Raw genomic sequence first — 13254 nt, 5'->3', positions numbered from 1 at the left:
CGAGGCTGGTAATCGATGCCTGTCGACCCCTTCCCCTGGCGGGGTGGCCCCTTTGGTAAGCGGGCTTGAATGCTTCCGAGAAGTCTGGAGAGGTCTGCATGGCCAAGAATTCATCACTGATGGCGAGCGCGCCACGCGCCTGGGTGGCGTGTGGCTGCACCCTGCTGCTGGTGATTCCCCTGATGCTGGCCGATGTGTGGTGGCAGGGCCTGGTCGGCGCGGCGGGCCTGTGCGGCTGGTTGTTCATGTTCCTGGCGCGTCCGCGTATCGACGCGCCGGACGCGAGCGAAGCTTCCACTGCCTTCCAGACGCAACAGGCCGACGAGGAACTGCTAGCCCTGCGTGAGCTGGTGGCGCGCGTGCTGCCCCTCTGGCAGGGCAACATCGAGCTGGTGCAGGGCCAGACCCGGGATGCCACCGGCGGGTTGGCCGAGTGCTTTGTCGAGATGAGCCGGCAGATTCGTGATGTGTTGGAGCTGAGCGCCGAACAGGACGGTGCGCGTGTCTCCGACGTGCTCCACGGCGCCCAGGTTGAGTTGCCCGGGGCGGTGCAGCGGCTGGGCGACAGCCGCGAGGAACGCGAGCGCTTCCTGGTGGAAATCCGTGAGCTGAGCAGCTTTGTCACCGAGCTGCATGGCATGGCCGAAGACGTTGCCACCATTGCCTCGCAGACCAATCTGTTGGCACTCAATGCCGCCATAGAGGCCGCCCGCGCCGGCGAGAGCGGTAGGGGGTTTGCCGTGGTCGCGGACGAGGTGCGCAAGCTGTCGTCCCTGTCCGGCGGCACTGGCGCACGGATCACCGAGAAGGTACAGGTCATGGGACGTGCCATGGAGGCCATGGTGGAGAACGCCGAGCGCATGACCGAGATGAATAGCGCCAGCATCCAGGAGGCCGAGGGCATAGTCGCCAAGGTGCTGGATGAACTGGGCCGGGGCATGGCTACCCAGGAACACCGCCTGCGGGCGCTGCAGGATACCAATCGCGGCATCGAGCGGACGATCAACGCTGTGCTGGTGGACCTGCAGTTCCAGGACCGAGTCAGCCAGATCACTTCCCTTGTCATCTCCGACATGGCGCGCCTTTGCGCGCGCCTGGATGAGTCAGGCATTCCCGACAGCCGTGAGTGGCTGCGGAACCTGGAGGCGAGCTACACCACCCTGGAGCAGCAGCGCGTGCATGTCGGCCAGCACGCGGCGGGTGTCCAGCAATCCTCCGTCACTTTCTTCTGAATCGTTGTCAGGAAACAGGAATCAAGTCTATGGGCAAGACCGTGCTGGTGGTGGATGACTCGGCGAGCTTCAGGCAGGTCGTCGGCATCGCGCTGAAAGGTGCCGGCTATGACGTGCTGGAGGCCTGCGACGGAAAAGATGCGCTGGGCAAGCTGGATGGTCGCAAGATCAATCTGATCGTGTCCGACGTGAACATGCCCGTCATGGACGGCATCACCTTCGTCAAATCCGCCAAGCAATTGCCGGCCTATAAGTTCACTCCCGTGATCATGTTGACCACCGAAGCCGGCGAGGCAAAGAAGGCCGAAGGCAAGGCCGCGGGGGTTCGCGCCTGGGTGGTCAAGCCTTTCCAGCCACCGGTGCTGCTCGATGCAGTGTCCAAGCTGATCCTGCCCTGAGGGCTTCCGGATGGCCAAGATCTGCTACCTCACCGAAGGTGACCGTCCGCTCGTTGCCATTCAGGGCGAACTCAATATCTACCAGGCGGCCCATCTGAAGGATGAACTGCTCGCAGTCTTGTCCAACCAGTCCGCGCTGGACCTGGATCTCGCCGACGTCGAAGACTGCGACAGCAGCGGCGTGCAACTGCTGCTGCTGCTCAAGCGCGAGGCGCGCCGGCAGGACAAGCATTTGAGCCTGGTCAACCATTCCTCCTGTGTCACCGAGGTCATCGAACTGCTCAACCTGGTCTCGGAATTGGGGGACCCGCTGGTGCTGCCGCTCAGCAACCCGAGGGTACGTCCATGAATCTGGATCAGGCACGCGGCGCGCTGGTGCAGGAAGGCCGCGAACTCCTGGCCGCGATGGAAGAGGCCCTGCTGGAGATCGAAACCATCGGTTACAGCAGCGACCGCGTCAACGCGATCTTCCGTGCCGCACACACCATCAAGGGGTCGGCCGGCCTGTTCGGTCTGGAGTCGCTGATCAGCTTCACCCATGTGGTGGAAAGCCTGCTGGACCAGGTGCGTAACGACGAACGCGATCTGGATGCGGCGATGCTCTCGCTGCTGCTCAGCTGCGGCGACTACATCGGACGGATGCTCGATGCGGTGGATGACGGGCAGGAGGCCCACGACCCCGACCCGGAACGGCGCCAGTACCTGCTCGAACAGCTCAACCGTTACCTTGAGTCGGCTGTGCCGACGGTGCCAGCGGCCGCCAACAGCGCCAGCGGTCCGGTTCTCTCCCGTGCGCCAAATCCGGAGCGTATCGACGTGCTCGCGCAGGAGGGTGTGAGCAGCGATCTTTGGCACATCTCCCTGCGGCCCAATGCCGATGTCCTGCGCAACGGATTGGACCCGCTGTCATTCATCCGCTACCTGCAGAAACTGGGGCGCATCGTCTACCTGCACACCCTGACCGACAACCTGCCGGAGGCCACCGGCTTCGACCCGGAGAGCAGTTACCTCGGCTATGAAATCGCGTTCGACTCCAGTGCCAGCAAGCAGGAGATCGAAGACGCCTTCGAATTCATCCGCGACGATTGCCGGCTACACATCATGCCGCCGCACAGCGCCATCGAGTCGTTCAACAGCCTGATCGCCAGCCTGCCCGAAACCCCGGCCCGACTTGGCGAAATCCTGGTGCGTAGCGGCGCGCTGACGCCCTTCGAGCTGGAGCGGGTGCTGGTCCGGCAGAACGAAGCCAACCCCCCCGCGCAGCTGGGTGCCATGCTGGTGAAGGAGCGTCTGGTGGCGCCGCCGGTGGTGACCGCGGCCCTGCACAAGCAGAAGCAGGTAGAGGAAAAGCGCAACCACGAGCAGGTCTTCATCAAGGTCGAGGCGGGCAAGCTCGACCAGTTGATCAACCTGGTGGGCGAGTTGGTGATCGCCGGTGCCGCCGCCAGCCTGTCCCTGCGCCAGGGCGACACCACGGCCATGGCCGAGGCCAACGAGGGGGTCACCAGCCTGGTCGAGCGTATCCGCGATGCCTCGCTGTCCTTGCGTATGGTGGCCATTGGCGAAGTGTTTCAGCGCTTCCCGCGGGTGGTGCGGGATATCAGCAAGGAGCTCGGCAAGGACATCGAACTGCTGGTCACCGGCGCCGACACCGAACTGGACAAGTCCATGGTGGAGAAGCTCGCCGATCCGCTGATGCATATCGTGCGCAATGCCATGGACCACGGCATCGAGCCGTCGGAGCAGCGCCATGCCAAGGGCAAGCCGGCGCGCGGCACGCTGCGCCTGAACGCCTACCACGAGTCTGGCAGCATCGTCATCGAGGTCAGTGACGACGGCCGCGGCCTGGACCGCGAGCGCATTCTCGCCAAGGCCGTCGAGAAGGGGCTGGTGCAGCCTGACCAGATGCTCGGCGACAACGAGATTTTCCGCCTCATCTTCGAGCCCGGCTTCTCCACTGCCGCGCAGGTCACCAACCTTTCCGGGCGTGGCGTGGGAATGGATGTGGTGCGCCGCAATATCGAGCAGTTGCGCGGCGAAGTGGATGTGATCAGCGAGTACGGCGAGGGCACCAGGGTGCGCATTCGCCTGCCACTGACGCTGGCGATCATCGACGGTTTCCTGGTGCGGGTGGGCGGGGAGTCCTTCGTGCTGCCGTTGGACTCCGTGGTGGAGTGCGTCGACCTGGTCGAGCAGGACAACCGGCACAACCTGGTCAGCCTGCGCGGCGAACCCTTGCCCTACGTGCGGGTACGCGAACTGTTCGGCCTCGCACCGGGGGAAGGGCAGCGGGAGAGCCTGGTGGTCCTGCAGTTTGGGAAAGAGCGCGCCGGGGTGGTGGTCGACCAGTTGGGGGGCGAGTTTCAGGCGGTGATCAAGCCCCTCGGGCAGATTTTTGCAATGAACAAGGTGCTCAGTGGCTCGACGATTCTCGGCGACGGGAGCGTGGCGTTGATCCTCGATGTACCACACTTGATCCAGCGCGCCTGTGTCGCTGCGGAAAGACAGGCCCAGGCGGGGCTGGTCGGCACCCTGGGTGCCTGAAGCCTGCACGGGTTCCATAGAAGAGAGCGGGAGAGAAATATGTTGGACAAGATGAAAGTGGCGACTCGCCTCATCGTGGTGGCGGGGGTTCTTATCCTCTTCCTGCTGGGAATCGGCTTGCTCGGGATACTGGGCATGCGGGCGACCAATGAGGGACTGGATACGGTCTACAACGACCGCGTGGTGCCGTTGAAGGACCTCAAGCTGATATCTGATCGCTATGCAGTGAACATCGTCGACACCACGCACAAGGTGCGCATCGGTGCTCTGGGCTGGCAGGAGGGCTTGCGCAACGTGCAACGCGCCGAGAGCGATATTCGCGACGGCTGGAATCGCTACGCCTCCACCAGCATGGTGAACGAGGAGCGTGCGTTGGCGGACGAGCTCAACGCGCTGCTCAAGATGGCGGACCTGTCCGTGAGTGAACTCGGGCGTATCCTGGACAATCGCGACCAGATGGCGCTGGAGCACTTCATCGCCAACGAGCTGTACCAGAAGATCGATCCGGTCACCGACCGTTTCAGCAAACTGGTCGATCTGCAGTTGCGCGTCGCCAAGCATGAATATGACCTGGCCCACGATCGTTTCCAGCAGGTTTTCATGATGGTGATCGTCTGCATCGTTGCCGCCCTGCTACTGGCCGGGCTGCTCTGCACCCTGATCAGCCGCAGCCTGCTGCGCCAGCTCGGCGGTGAACCCCGCGAGGCAGCCGAATGCCTGCAACGGGTCGCCTCCGGCGATCTCACCGTGGATATCGTTCTGCGTGACGGCGACCAGCACAGCATGCTCTACAGCCTGCGGCAGATGGTGCTGAAGCTGCGCTCGATCATGGGCGACGTGCGCATCACCGCGGATTCGCTGGCGTCGGCCTCGGAACAGGTGGCGGCGTCGGCGCAGGCGTTGAGCCAGAACGCCTCGGAACAGGCGGCGAACGTGGAGGAGACCAGCGCTTCGGTGGAGCAGATCGCGGCGACCGTGGCGCAGAACAGCGAGAACGCGCGGATCACCGATGGTATGGCGAGCCAGTCATCGAAGGATGCGGAAGAGGGTGGCACGGCAGTGCGCGAGATGGTCGAGGCGATGCGGCAGATCGCCGACAAGATCGGCATCATCGACGACATTGCCTACCAGACCAACCTGCTGGCGCTGAACGCGGCCATCGAGGCGGCGCGGGCCGGAGACCACGGCAAGGGCTTCGCGGTGGTGGCGGCGGAAGTGCGCAAGCTGGCCGAGCGCAGCCAGGTGGCGGCGCAGGAAATCGGCGCGGTGGCGTCGGACAGCGTGACCCTGGCCGAGCGGGCCGGCGACCTGCTGGAGAAGATGGTGCCGTCGATCCGCAAGACCGCGGACCTGGTGCAGGAGATCGCCTCGGCGTCGCGGGAGCAGAACACCGGCCTGGAGCAGATCAACCTGGCGGTGACTCAACTGGCGCAGACCACCCAGGTGAACGCCTCGGCCTCCGAGGAGTTGTCGTCGACCTCGGAGGAGATGAGCGGCCAGGCCGTACAGTTGCAGGAGATGATCCAGTTCTTCCAGATCAAGGAGCGTTCGCTTGCCAGCAGCCGACATCTGCCGCCGCCTTCCGATCGCCAATCCGGGCCGGCGCCGCGCGTGATGTCTCGGGAACGCCCGCGTCGCACGTTGCTGGATGAGCCCATCGACGAATCGGCCTTCACCCGTTTCTAGGAGCTCGCCGCATGACAAGCCTGCCTATCCAGGCCACGGGCAAGACCCGGGTCCAGACGGAGTCTTCCACGCAGCAGTTCCTCACCCTGACCCTGGGGGAAGAGCTGTTCGCGCTGCCCATCGAACACATCCGCGAGATCATCGAGTTCGGTGGCCTGACGCGGATTCCGCTGATGCCCGAGTTCCTGCGCGGGGTGATCAACCTGCGCGGCGCCGTGGTACCGGTCATCGACCTGGCGGTGCGCTTCGGTCGCGAACACACGGCGATTGCCCGGCGCACGTGCGTGGTGATCGTCGAGGTGGAGCAGGGCGATGGCCTGCAACTGCTCGGCATCATGGTCGACGCGGTGAACGAGGTGCTGGCGGTGGACGGCCAGCAGTTGGAGGCGCGTCCGGCGTTCGGCGCCCATATTCGGGCCGATTTCATTTCCGGCATCCTCAGGCAGAACGAGCAATTCATCATCGTCCTCAACATTCCCCAGGTCTTGTCTCTCGACGAACTGGCGGAGCTGGTTGGTGCGCTCGACCAGGTGGCGTCCTGAGGTGGCCATGGCGGATGGCTGCGTGACAATGAGTGGCGGACTGGATATCGCGCTCAGCGAGCAGGAGTTCCGGCAAATGCAGCGCCTGTTCCACGAACGGGTCGGCCTGCAGCTCCAGCCGGTGAAGAAGCCCTTGATCTGCGGGCGCCTGGCCAAGCGGCTTTCGGCCCTCGGTCTGGACAGCTACCAGGCCTACTACCAGCACCTGATCTCGCCGTCGGGCGAAGACGAGCTGGAGGTGGCGATCGACCTGATCACCACCCACGAAACCTATTTCTTCCGTGAACCCAAGCACTTCGAATTCCTGCAGCAGAAGATCCTTCCCGAAGTGGTCGACCGGGAGGACTTTCGTGTCTGGAGCGCCGCCAGCTCAACCGGGGAGGAGGCCTACACCCTGGCCATGCTGCTGGACAGTGGTCGGCCCCACAGCTCCTGGAGCGTGGTCGCCACCGACATCAGTCAGCAGGTGCTGCGCAGCGCGCGTCGCGGGCTCTATGTGATGGCGCGGGGCGAGCGGATTCCCATGCATCTGCTCAAGCGCTATTGCCTCAAGGGCAAGGACCGTTACGAGGGGCATTTCCTGGTGGAGCGCGACCTGCGCGAGCGGGTCGAGTTTCGCCAGGGCAACCTGATCAAGTCCGCGCCGGAGCTGGGCTTGTTCGACCTGATCCTGCTGCGCAACGTGCTCATCTATTTCGACGTTCCGACCAAGCTGCAGGTCTTGCGCAACGTGGTTGACCGGCTGAAGTCCGGTGGCTGGCTGATGGTTGGCCATTCGGAGGCACTGCACGACACCGCGCTGCCGCTGGAATTGGTGACATCGTCCATCTACCGCAAGGTGGATCGATGATTTCGAGGCGTTTCCTGAACCCGGGCGAGCTGCATTTCGGCAAGGGAGAGGTGGCGGTGGAGACCCTGCTAGGCCCTTGCATTGCCATCGTGCTCTGGTATCCCGGCGCGCGGCTGGGCGGCATGTGCCATTTCCAGCTGCCCGGTACGCGACGGGTGTTCGAGCATTCCCGCGATCTCGACGGCCGTTACGGCAGCGATGCCTGGATCTGGCTCAAGCAACAGGCGCGGGTGCATGCGTTGAAGCTGTCCGAGGCCGAGGTCAAGCTCTTCGGTGGGGCGCGCAGCCTGGCCGGCTCGGCCGCAAAACCGTGCAGCGACATCGGCCGGCAGAACATCCAGTTCGTCGAGCGCCTGATGAAGGACGCGGGTGTTCGCGTCGTCGGGCGTGACCTGGGCGGTGAGGGATGCCGGTACATCCGTTTCGACCTTGCCAGTGGCGAGGTCTGGGTGCGCCGTGGCGCCGCGTTGATGGTCCAGCCGGGCAAGGAGGCGTTGCCGTGAGCATCAAGGTCATGATCATTGACGATTCCGCGGTGATGCGCGAGGTGATGCAGCAAATGCTGGCCGCCCATCGCGATATCGACGTGATAGGTACCGCCATGGACCCTCTGCTCGCCCAGCAGAAGATGGCGCGAAACTGGCCCGATCTGATTCTGCTCGATGTGGAAATGCCGCGCATGGACGGTATCACCTTCCTGCGCCAGATCATGTCGACCCGGCCGACACCGGTGGTGATCTGTTCTACCCTGACCGAAAGGGGGGCCGACGTCACCCTGCAGGCCCTGGCCGCCGGAGCGGTGGAAGTCATCTGCAAGCCGACCGCCGGCTTGCGCGATTTTCTCCAGGACAGCGCCCAGGAACTGGTCACCGCGATTCGCACCGCCGCCAGGGCCAGGGTACGGCCCATGGCCGCTGCGCCGATGGAGCGGCAGGCACGCTTGGGCGCTGACGCGCTGGTCGACCTGCCGGCACCGGGCCTGCGGAATCTGCGCACCACCGAACGCATCGTCCTGCTGGGCACCTCCACCGGCGGTACCCAGGCGCTGGAGCAGGTGCTTCGCCAGTTGCCGACGAACGCACCGGCCATCGCCATCGTCCAGCACATGCCCGAGCACTTTACCCGCAGCTTTGCCCAGCGCCTGGATTCGATCTGTGCCATCGGCGTACGCGAGGCGCGCGACGGCGACCGCCTGTTGCCGGGGCTGGCGCTGATCGCTCCGGGCGGCAAGCACATGCTGGTCAGGCGCAGCGGCGCGCAATACCTGGTGGAGGTGAAGGACGGGCCGCTGGTCAGCCGGCATCGGCCGTCGGTGGACGTCCTGTTCCGTTCCGCCGCCGTGCAGGCCGGGCGCAATGCGCTGGCGGTGATCATGACCGGCATGGGCGACGACGGCGCGCGCGGGCTCAAGGAGCTTCGGGAGGCGGGGGGGCGGACCTGCGCCCAGGATGAAGAGAGCTGCGTGGTCTTCGGCATGCCGAAGGAAGCGATCAGGATGGGGGGAGTCGATCAGGTGATTGCCCTGGACGAGATTCCCAAGGTTCTCATGGACTGGCGTTGAGCGAGGCGAACATGAAGATGCCGGACAGACTTCCCGAACACTTGCTGGTCATCGACGACAGCGACTTGCAGCGGCATTTCATGGTGCAGCTGTGTCGCGACATGGGAATCGAGAACGTCCAGCAGGCCAGCGACGGTCTTGAGGCCATTGCCAAGCTGAAAGCCAATCCACAGATCGAGGCGATCATCCTCGACCTGGAAATGCCTGGCATGGATGGTGTGCAGGTGCTCCACGAACTGGTCAACCTCGGCCTGGACCTTGCGGTGATCGTTGCCAGCGCCCGTGAGAGTACCCTGCTCAATGTGGTCGAGAATCTCGGCAAGAGCCTGGGGTTACGCCTCCTGGGGGTGCTTCAGAAGCCGGTGCTGATGGAGCAGCTGACCTCCAGCCTGAGCCGATTTTCGGTGGTCCAATTGCGCTCCGAAAGCCATGAGGGCTGCGCCGCCGGGCCCGACCTGAGCGTGCGGGACGTGCAGCGCGCGTTGCGCGACCGGGAGTTCGTCGCCTACTTCCAGCCGAAGGTCAGCCTGCGCGATGGCACACTGCACGGTGTCGAGGCGCTGGCCCGCTGGCAACATCCCGAGCACGGCCTGCTGACCCCCAATTGCTTCATGGAACTGATCGAGCGCAGCCAGTTCATCTCCGATATGACCCTGCAGATGCTCGACATCGCACTGCGGCATTGCCGTGCCTGGCATGCCGCAGGCATGCGGCTGAGTTTTTCCATCAATGTGTCCGCTCGCTCCCTGGCGGACTCGCTGCTGGCCGATGCCATCATCGACCGGGTGACGGCCAGCGGCATCGACCCTGGCTACGTGATCCTGGAGATTACCGAGAGCGCCATCATGACGGATCTCAGCACCACGCTGGGGACCCTGGCCCGCTTGCGCCTGCGAGGCTTCGGCCTGTCGGTGGATGACTACGGTACCGGTTTCTCCTGCATGCTCCAGCTCTCCCGTGTGCCCTGCACCGAACTGAAGGTGGACCGTGCTTTCGTCCACGGCGCCAGTGGCAGCCTGCACCTGCGCGTGCTGTTGGAGAGTGCCCTGGACATCGCCCGCAAGCTCGACCTGCGGGTGGTCGCCGAGGGGGTGGAAACCCAGGAGGACTGGTCGTTGCTGCACAGCCTGGGGTGTGGCGAGGCCCAAGGCTACTTCGTTGCCAGGCCTATGGCGGGTGGCGAGCTGCTGGGCTGGTGGCAGGCCAACGAGGCACGTATCCGCGCCCTGGGAAGCCGGGGCGGAGCCCGTTGAACGGGGCCGGTTGAACGTTCTACCGGCCCCGCTCCGTTGTGGGCTGCCGCCGCGCACGACGCCAGGCGATCCTGCGCTCCACAATCGCGAATGAATTCGCACGGGGGCTGCCTCAGGCCATCGCCACGACGGCCGCCACGGGCTTCTTCTCCCGCAACACCAGCGCGCAGAGCGCCGGCAGGAACAGCAGGGTCAGCGCCGTGCCCACCAGGACACCGCCGATCAGCACGTAGGCCAGCGATGACCAGAACACCGAGAAGGTCAGCGGGATGAAGGCCAAAGCGGCGGCCAGGGCGGTGAGTAGCACTGGCCGGGCGCGGCGCACCGTGGCTTCGATGATGGCCTCGCGCAGGGCGCGGCCATGGGCCTGCTCCTGTTCGATCTGGTCGGTGAAGATCAGCGTGTTACGCATCAGGATGCCGCCGATGCCGATCAGCGCCAGGATGGCGTTGAAGCCGAACGGCTGGTTGAACAGCAGCAGGGCCGGGATGGCGCCGATCAGGCCCAGGGGCGCGGTGGCGAAGACCATGAACATGACGCCGAATGAGCGCACCTGGAACATGATCACCACCAGGGTCAGCAGGATCATCACCGGGAACAGCACGGCCAGGGCCTTGTTGGCCTTGGCGCTTTCTTCCACCGGGCCGCCGATGGTCACCTTGTAGCCGGCCGGCAGCTTGGCGATCAGCGGCTGCAGCTCGGCGTACACCGCCTTTTCCACATCCGGCGGCTGGGTGCCCTTGATGATGTCGGCGCGCACTTCGAAGGTCAGCTCGCGGTCGCGGCGCTTGAGGATGGGCTCCTCCATCACCGGCTGGAAGCGGCCTACCTGTTCCAGGGGCACCGAGACGCCGGCGGCGTTGGTGATGGTCAGGCCCTCGATGCCGCCGAGGTTCTCCCGCTGGGCGTTTTGCGCGCGCACCGTTACCGCCACCGTGCGAGTGCCTTCGCGCACTTCGGTCACCGGGTTGCCGGTGAGCAGGGCGTTGAGCTGGCTCTTCACCTCGTTCGGGGTGAAGCCGAGCAGGCGCAGGCGGTCCTGGTCCAGCACCAGGCGATAGGCGCTGGCGCGTTCGCCCCAGTCGACGAAGGTGTCGCGGGTCATCGGGTTGGCCGCCACCACTTGGCGCACCTCTTCCGTGATGTGCCGCAGTTGATCGAGGTGCGGGCCGGAGACGCGGAACACCACCGGGAAAGGCACCGGCGGGCCGAACACCAGTTGGGTCACGCGCACCCGCGCCGAGGGAAACTCACCGGCGGCGATGCGTGCCTGCATGCGCTCGCGCAGGGCGTCGCGGGCCGTGGAATCGGCGGTCTGCACGATGATCTTGGCGAAGGCCGGGTCCGGCAGTTCCGGGTTCAGGGAGAGGAAGAAGCGCGGCGCGCCGCCCCCCACATAGGCGTCCACCAGCCTGGTCTGGGGTTCTTCCAGCAGGGCCTTCTCGACCTGGGCGACCACCGCTTCGGTGGCCTTGAAGGCGCTGCCCGGCGGCAGGTAGACCTCCACCAGCAGCTCGGAGCGGTCGGAATTGGGGAAGAACTGCTTTTTCACCACGCCCATGCCAAGGCCGGCCAGCACGAAGGCCAGCACCACCAGCGCGGTGACCGACTTGCGGTGGTTCACGCACCAGGTCACCAGCGCGCGCAGGCGCTGGTAGAGGCGGGTGGCGTAGAGCGCGTCGTGGCCGCCCTGCACCGGTTTGATCCGGGGCAGCAGCTTGACCCCCAGGTAGGGCGTGAAGAACACCGCCACCACCCAGGACGCGAGCAGGGCGAAGCCGACGATCCAGAAAATGTTGCCGGCGTACTCCCCGGCGCCGGACTTGGCGAAGCCCACCGGCAGGAAGCCGATCACCGTCACCAGAGTGCCGGTGAGCATGGGCGCGGCGGTGGAGGTCCAGGCGAAAGTGGCGGCCTGCAGGCGGTCGAGACCTTCTTCCAGCTTCACCACCATCATCTCGATGGCGATGATGGCGTCGTCCACCAGCAGGCCCAGGGACAGGATCAGTGCGCCGAGGGTGATGCGGTCGAACTCGCGGCCGGTCATCAGCATCACCACGAAGACGATGGACAGGGTCAGCGGCACGGCGGCGGCCACCACCAGGCCGACGCGGAAGCCCAGCGCCAGCAGGCTGATGAGCATGACCACGCCGAGGGCGACGAAGAACTTGACCATGAACTCGTTCACCGCGATGCGGATTTTCTCCGCCTGGTCGGAGACCTTGTCGAAGGTCACGCCCAGGGGCAGTTCGGCATGGATGCGGTCTTCCTCGGCCTGCAGGGACTTGTCCAGTTCCAGGCCGTTGAAATGCGTGTCCATGATCACGCCGAGCATCAGCGCCGGTTCGCCCTGGTGGCGGATGCGGTAGGTGGGCGGGTCCTCGTAGCCGCGTTTCACCGTGGCGACGTCGGCGATGCGCAGCAGCTTGCCGTTGGCGTTGATCGGCACGTTCTCGATCAGTTTCAGGCTGTCGAAGGCGCCGTCCAGGCGGATGTAGGCGCGCGGGCCGGCGGTTTCGACGAAGCCGGCCGGGGCCACGCCGTTCTGCTTGGCCAGGGCCTCGAAGATCTGCTCGGGCTTGAGGCCGAGGGTGGCCAGGCGTTCGTAGGAGAACTCGACGAAGATGCGCTGGGCCTGTTCGCCGAGGATGTTCACTTTCTTCACGCCGGGCAGGTTCAACAGCCCCTGGCGCAGGTCCTCGGCCATCTGCACCAGCTGGCGGTGGGGCAGTTGCTCGGCCTCCAGGGCATAGAGGGCGAAATAGACGTCGGAATATTCATCGTTGAAGAAGGGCCCGATCACGCCCTGGGGCAGGCGCTTGGCTTCGTCGGAGAGCTTCTTGCGGGTCTGGTAGAAGAGCGCCTGGATATCCTTCGGGCGGGTGGAGTCCAGGTATTGCAGCTTCATGGAGACGAAGCCGGGCTGGGCGATGGTTTCCACCCGGTCGTAGAAGTCCAGTTCCTGCAGGCGCTTCTCCAGGCGGTCGGCCACCTGTTCCTGCATTTCCCGCGCCGTGGCGCCGGGCCAGGCGGCGGTGATGGTCATGGTCTTGACCGTGAAGGACGGGTCCTCGGCGCGGCCCAGCTTGGTGAAGGCGATGGCGCCGGCCGCCAGGACGGCGAGGATCAGGAACAGGGTGACCGCCGGGTTGCGCACCGCGAAGGCGGAGAGGTTGAAGCGGCTCATC

10 protein-coding genes and 2 pseudogenes are annotated in these 13254 nt (G+C 65.1%); 11 read left to right on the top strand and 1 reads right to left on the bottom strand.

From position 1 onward, the window contains the following. Positions 1-647: 647 nt before the first annotated feature. The 11 genes and pseudogenes from PJW05_RS26880 to PJW05_RS19960 all read left to right on the top strand — a co-directional run. A pseudogene (locus tag PJW05_RS26880) lies at positions 648-1232 on the top strand (methyl-accepting chemotaxis protein); the annotation flags it as partial. Positions 1233-1261: 29 nt separating this feature from the next. Next, on the top strand, positions 1262-1630 hold the full coding sequence (locus tag PJW05_RS20000; protein WP_271408707.1) for a response regulator: 369 nt from the start codon (positions 1262-1264) through the stop codon (positions 1628-1630). Positions 1631-1640: 10 nt separating this feature from the next. Next, entirely contained in the window at positions 1641-1979 is a 339-nt protein-coding gene (locus PJW05_RS19995; protein ID WP_271408706.1) for an STAS domain-containing protein, read from the top strand. Further along, entirely contained in the window at positions 1976-4174 is a 2199-nt protein-coding gene (locus PJW05_RS19990) for a chemotaxis protein CheA (RefSeq protein ID WP_271408705.1), read from the top strand. Before PJW05_RS19995 ends, PJW05_RS19990 begins: the two co-directional genes overlap by 4 nt. A 39-nt stretch (positions 4175-4213) precedes the next feature. Further along, positions 4214-4687: pseudogene (locus tag PJW05_RS26875) on the top strand (Tar ligand binding domain-containing protein); the annotation flags it as partial. Between the two features lie 87 nt (positions 4688-4774). Continuing rightward, positions 4775-5860, top strand: coding sequence for a methyl-accepting chemotaxis protein (locus PJW05_RS19985; RefSeq protein ID WP_442969262.1), 1086 nt, complete (start codon positions 4775-4777; stop codon positions 5858-5860). A gap of 11 nt (positions 5861-5871) precedes the next feature. After that, a complete protein-coding gene (locus tag PJW05_RS19980) occupies positions 5872-6402 on the top strand; it encodes a chemotaxis protein CheW (protein WP_271408703.1) in 531 nt (176 codons plus the stop codon). A 28-nt stretch (positions 6403-6430) separates the two neighbouring features. Next, a complete protein-coding gene (locus tag PJW05_RS19975) occupies positions 6431-7252 on the top strand; it encodes a CheR family methyltransferase (protein WP_271408702.1) in 822 nt (273 codons plus the stop codon). Continuing rightward, positions 7249-7755 (top strand): chemotaxis protein CheD, encoded by a 507-nt coding sequence (locus tag PJW05_RS19970; protein ID WP_271408701.1) that lies wholly within the window; start codon positions 7249-7251, stop codon positions 7753-7755. The genes PJW05_RS19975 and PJW05_RS19970 overlap by 4 nt, the downstream gene beginning before the upstream one ends. Positions 7756-7766: 11 nt before the next feature. Next, a complete protein-coding gene (locus tag PJW05_RS19965) occupies positions 7767-8813 on the top strand; it encodes a protein-glutamate methylesterase/protein-glutamine glutaminase (protein WP_271412269.1) in 1047 nt (348 codons plus the stop codon). Between the two features lie 17 nt (positions 8814-8830). After that, a complete protein-coding gene (locus PJW05_RS19960) occupies positions 8831-10066 on the top strand; it encodes an EAL domain-containing response regulator (RefSeq protein WP_271408700.1) in 1236 nt (411 codons plus the stop codon). Between the two features lie 112 nt (positions 10067-10178). On the opposite strand, the gene PJW05_RS19955 is transcribed toward PJW05_RS19960, so the two are convergent. Continuing rightward, the gene (locus PJW05_RS19955) at positions 10179-13253 is read right to left on the bottom strand and encodes an efflux RND transporter permease subunit (RefSeq protein WP_271408699.1); all 3075 of its coding nucleotides are present in this window, start codon (positions 13251-13253) and stop codon (positions 10179-10181) included. Position 13254: the final 1 nt, after the last annotated feature.

Origin of the sequence: Pseudomonas sp. Q1-7 (assembly GCF_028010285.1) — a bacterium.
In the GTDB taxonomy this organism is placed as follows: domain Bacteria; phylum Pseudomonadota; class Gammaproteobacteria; order Pseudomonadales; family Pseudomonadaceae; genus Metapseudomonas.
This window is presented reverse-complemented; position numbering and strand designations above follow the sequence as displayed.

Bases quoted from the DNA above. Each gene is read 5' to 3' on its own strand.
- PJW05_RS19970 (WP_271408701.1), top strand. From the start codon at position 7,249: ATGATTTCGAGGCGTTTCCTGAACCCGGGCGAGCTGCATTTCGGCAAG.
- PJW05_RS19975 (WP_271408702.1), top strand. From the start codon at position 6,431: ATGAGTGGCGGACTGGATATCGCGCTCAGCGAGCAGGAGTTCCGGCAA.
- PJW05_RS19960 (WP_271408700.1), top strand. From the start codon at position 8,831: ATGCCGGACAGACTTCCCGAACACTTGCTGGTCATCGACGACAGCGAC.
- PJW05_RS19965 (WP_271412269.1), top strand. From the start codon at position 7,767: ATGATCATTGACGATTCCGCGGTGATGCGCGAGGTGATGCAGCAAATG.
- PJW05_RS19955 (WP_271408699.1), bottom strand. From the start codon at position 13,253: ATGAGCCGCTTCAACCTCTCCGCCTTCGCGGTGCGCAACCCGGCGGTC.
- PJW05_RS19985 (WP_442969262.1), top strand. From the start codon at position 4,775: ATGATGGTGATCGTCTGCATCGTTGCCGCCCTGCTACTGGCCGGGCTG.
- PJW05_RS20000 (WP_271408707.1), top strand. From the start codon at position 1,262: ATGGGCAAGACCGTGCTGGTGGTGGATGACTCGGCGAGCTTCAGGCAG.
- PJW05_RS19990 (WP_271408705.1), top strand. From the start codon at position 1,976: ATGAATCTGGATCAGGCACGCGGCGCGCTGGTGCAGGAAGGCCGCGAA.
- PJW05_RS19995 (WP_271408706.1), top strand. From the start codon at position 1,641: ATGGCCAAGATCTGCTACCTCACCGAAGGTGACCGTCCGCTCGTTGCC.
- PJW05_RS19980 (WP_271408703.1), top strand. From the start codon at position 5,872: ATGACAAGCCTGCCTATCCAGGCCACGGGCAAGACCCGGGTCCAGACG.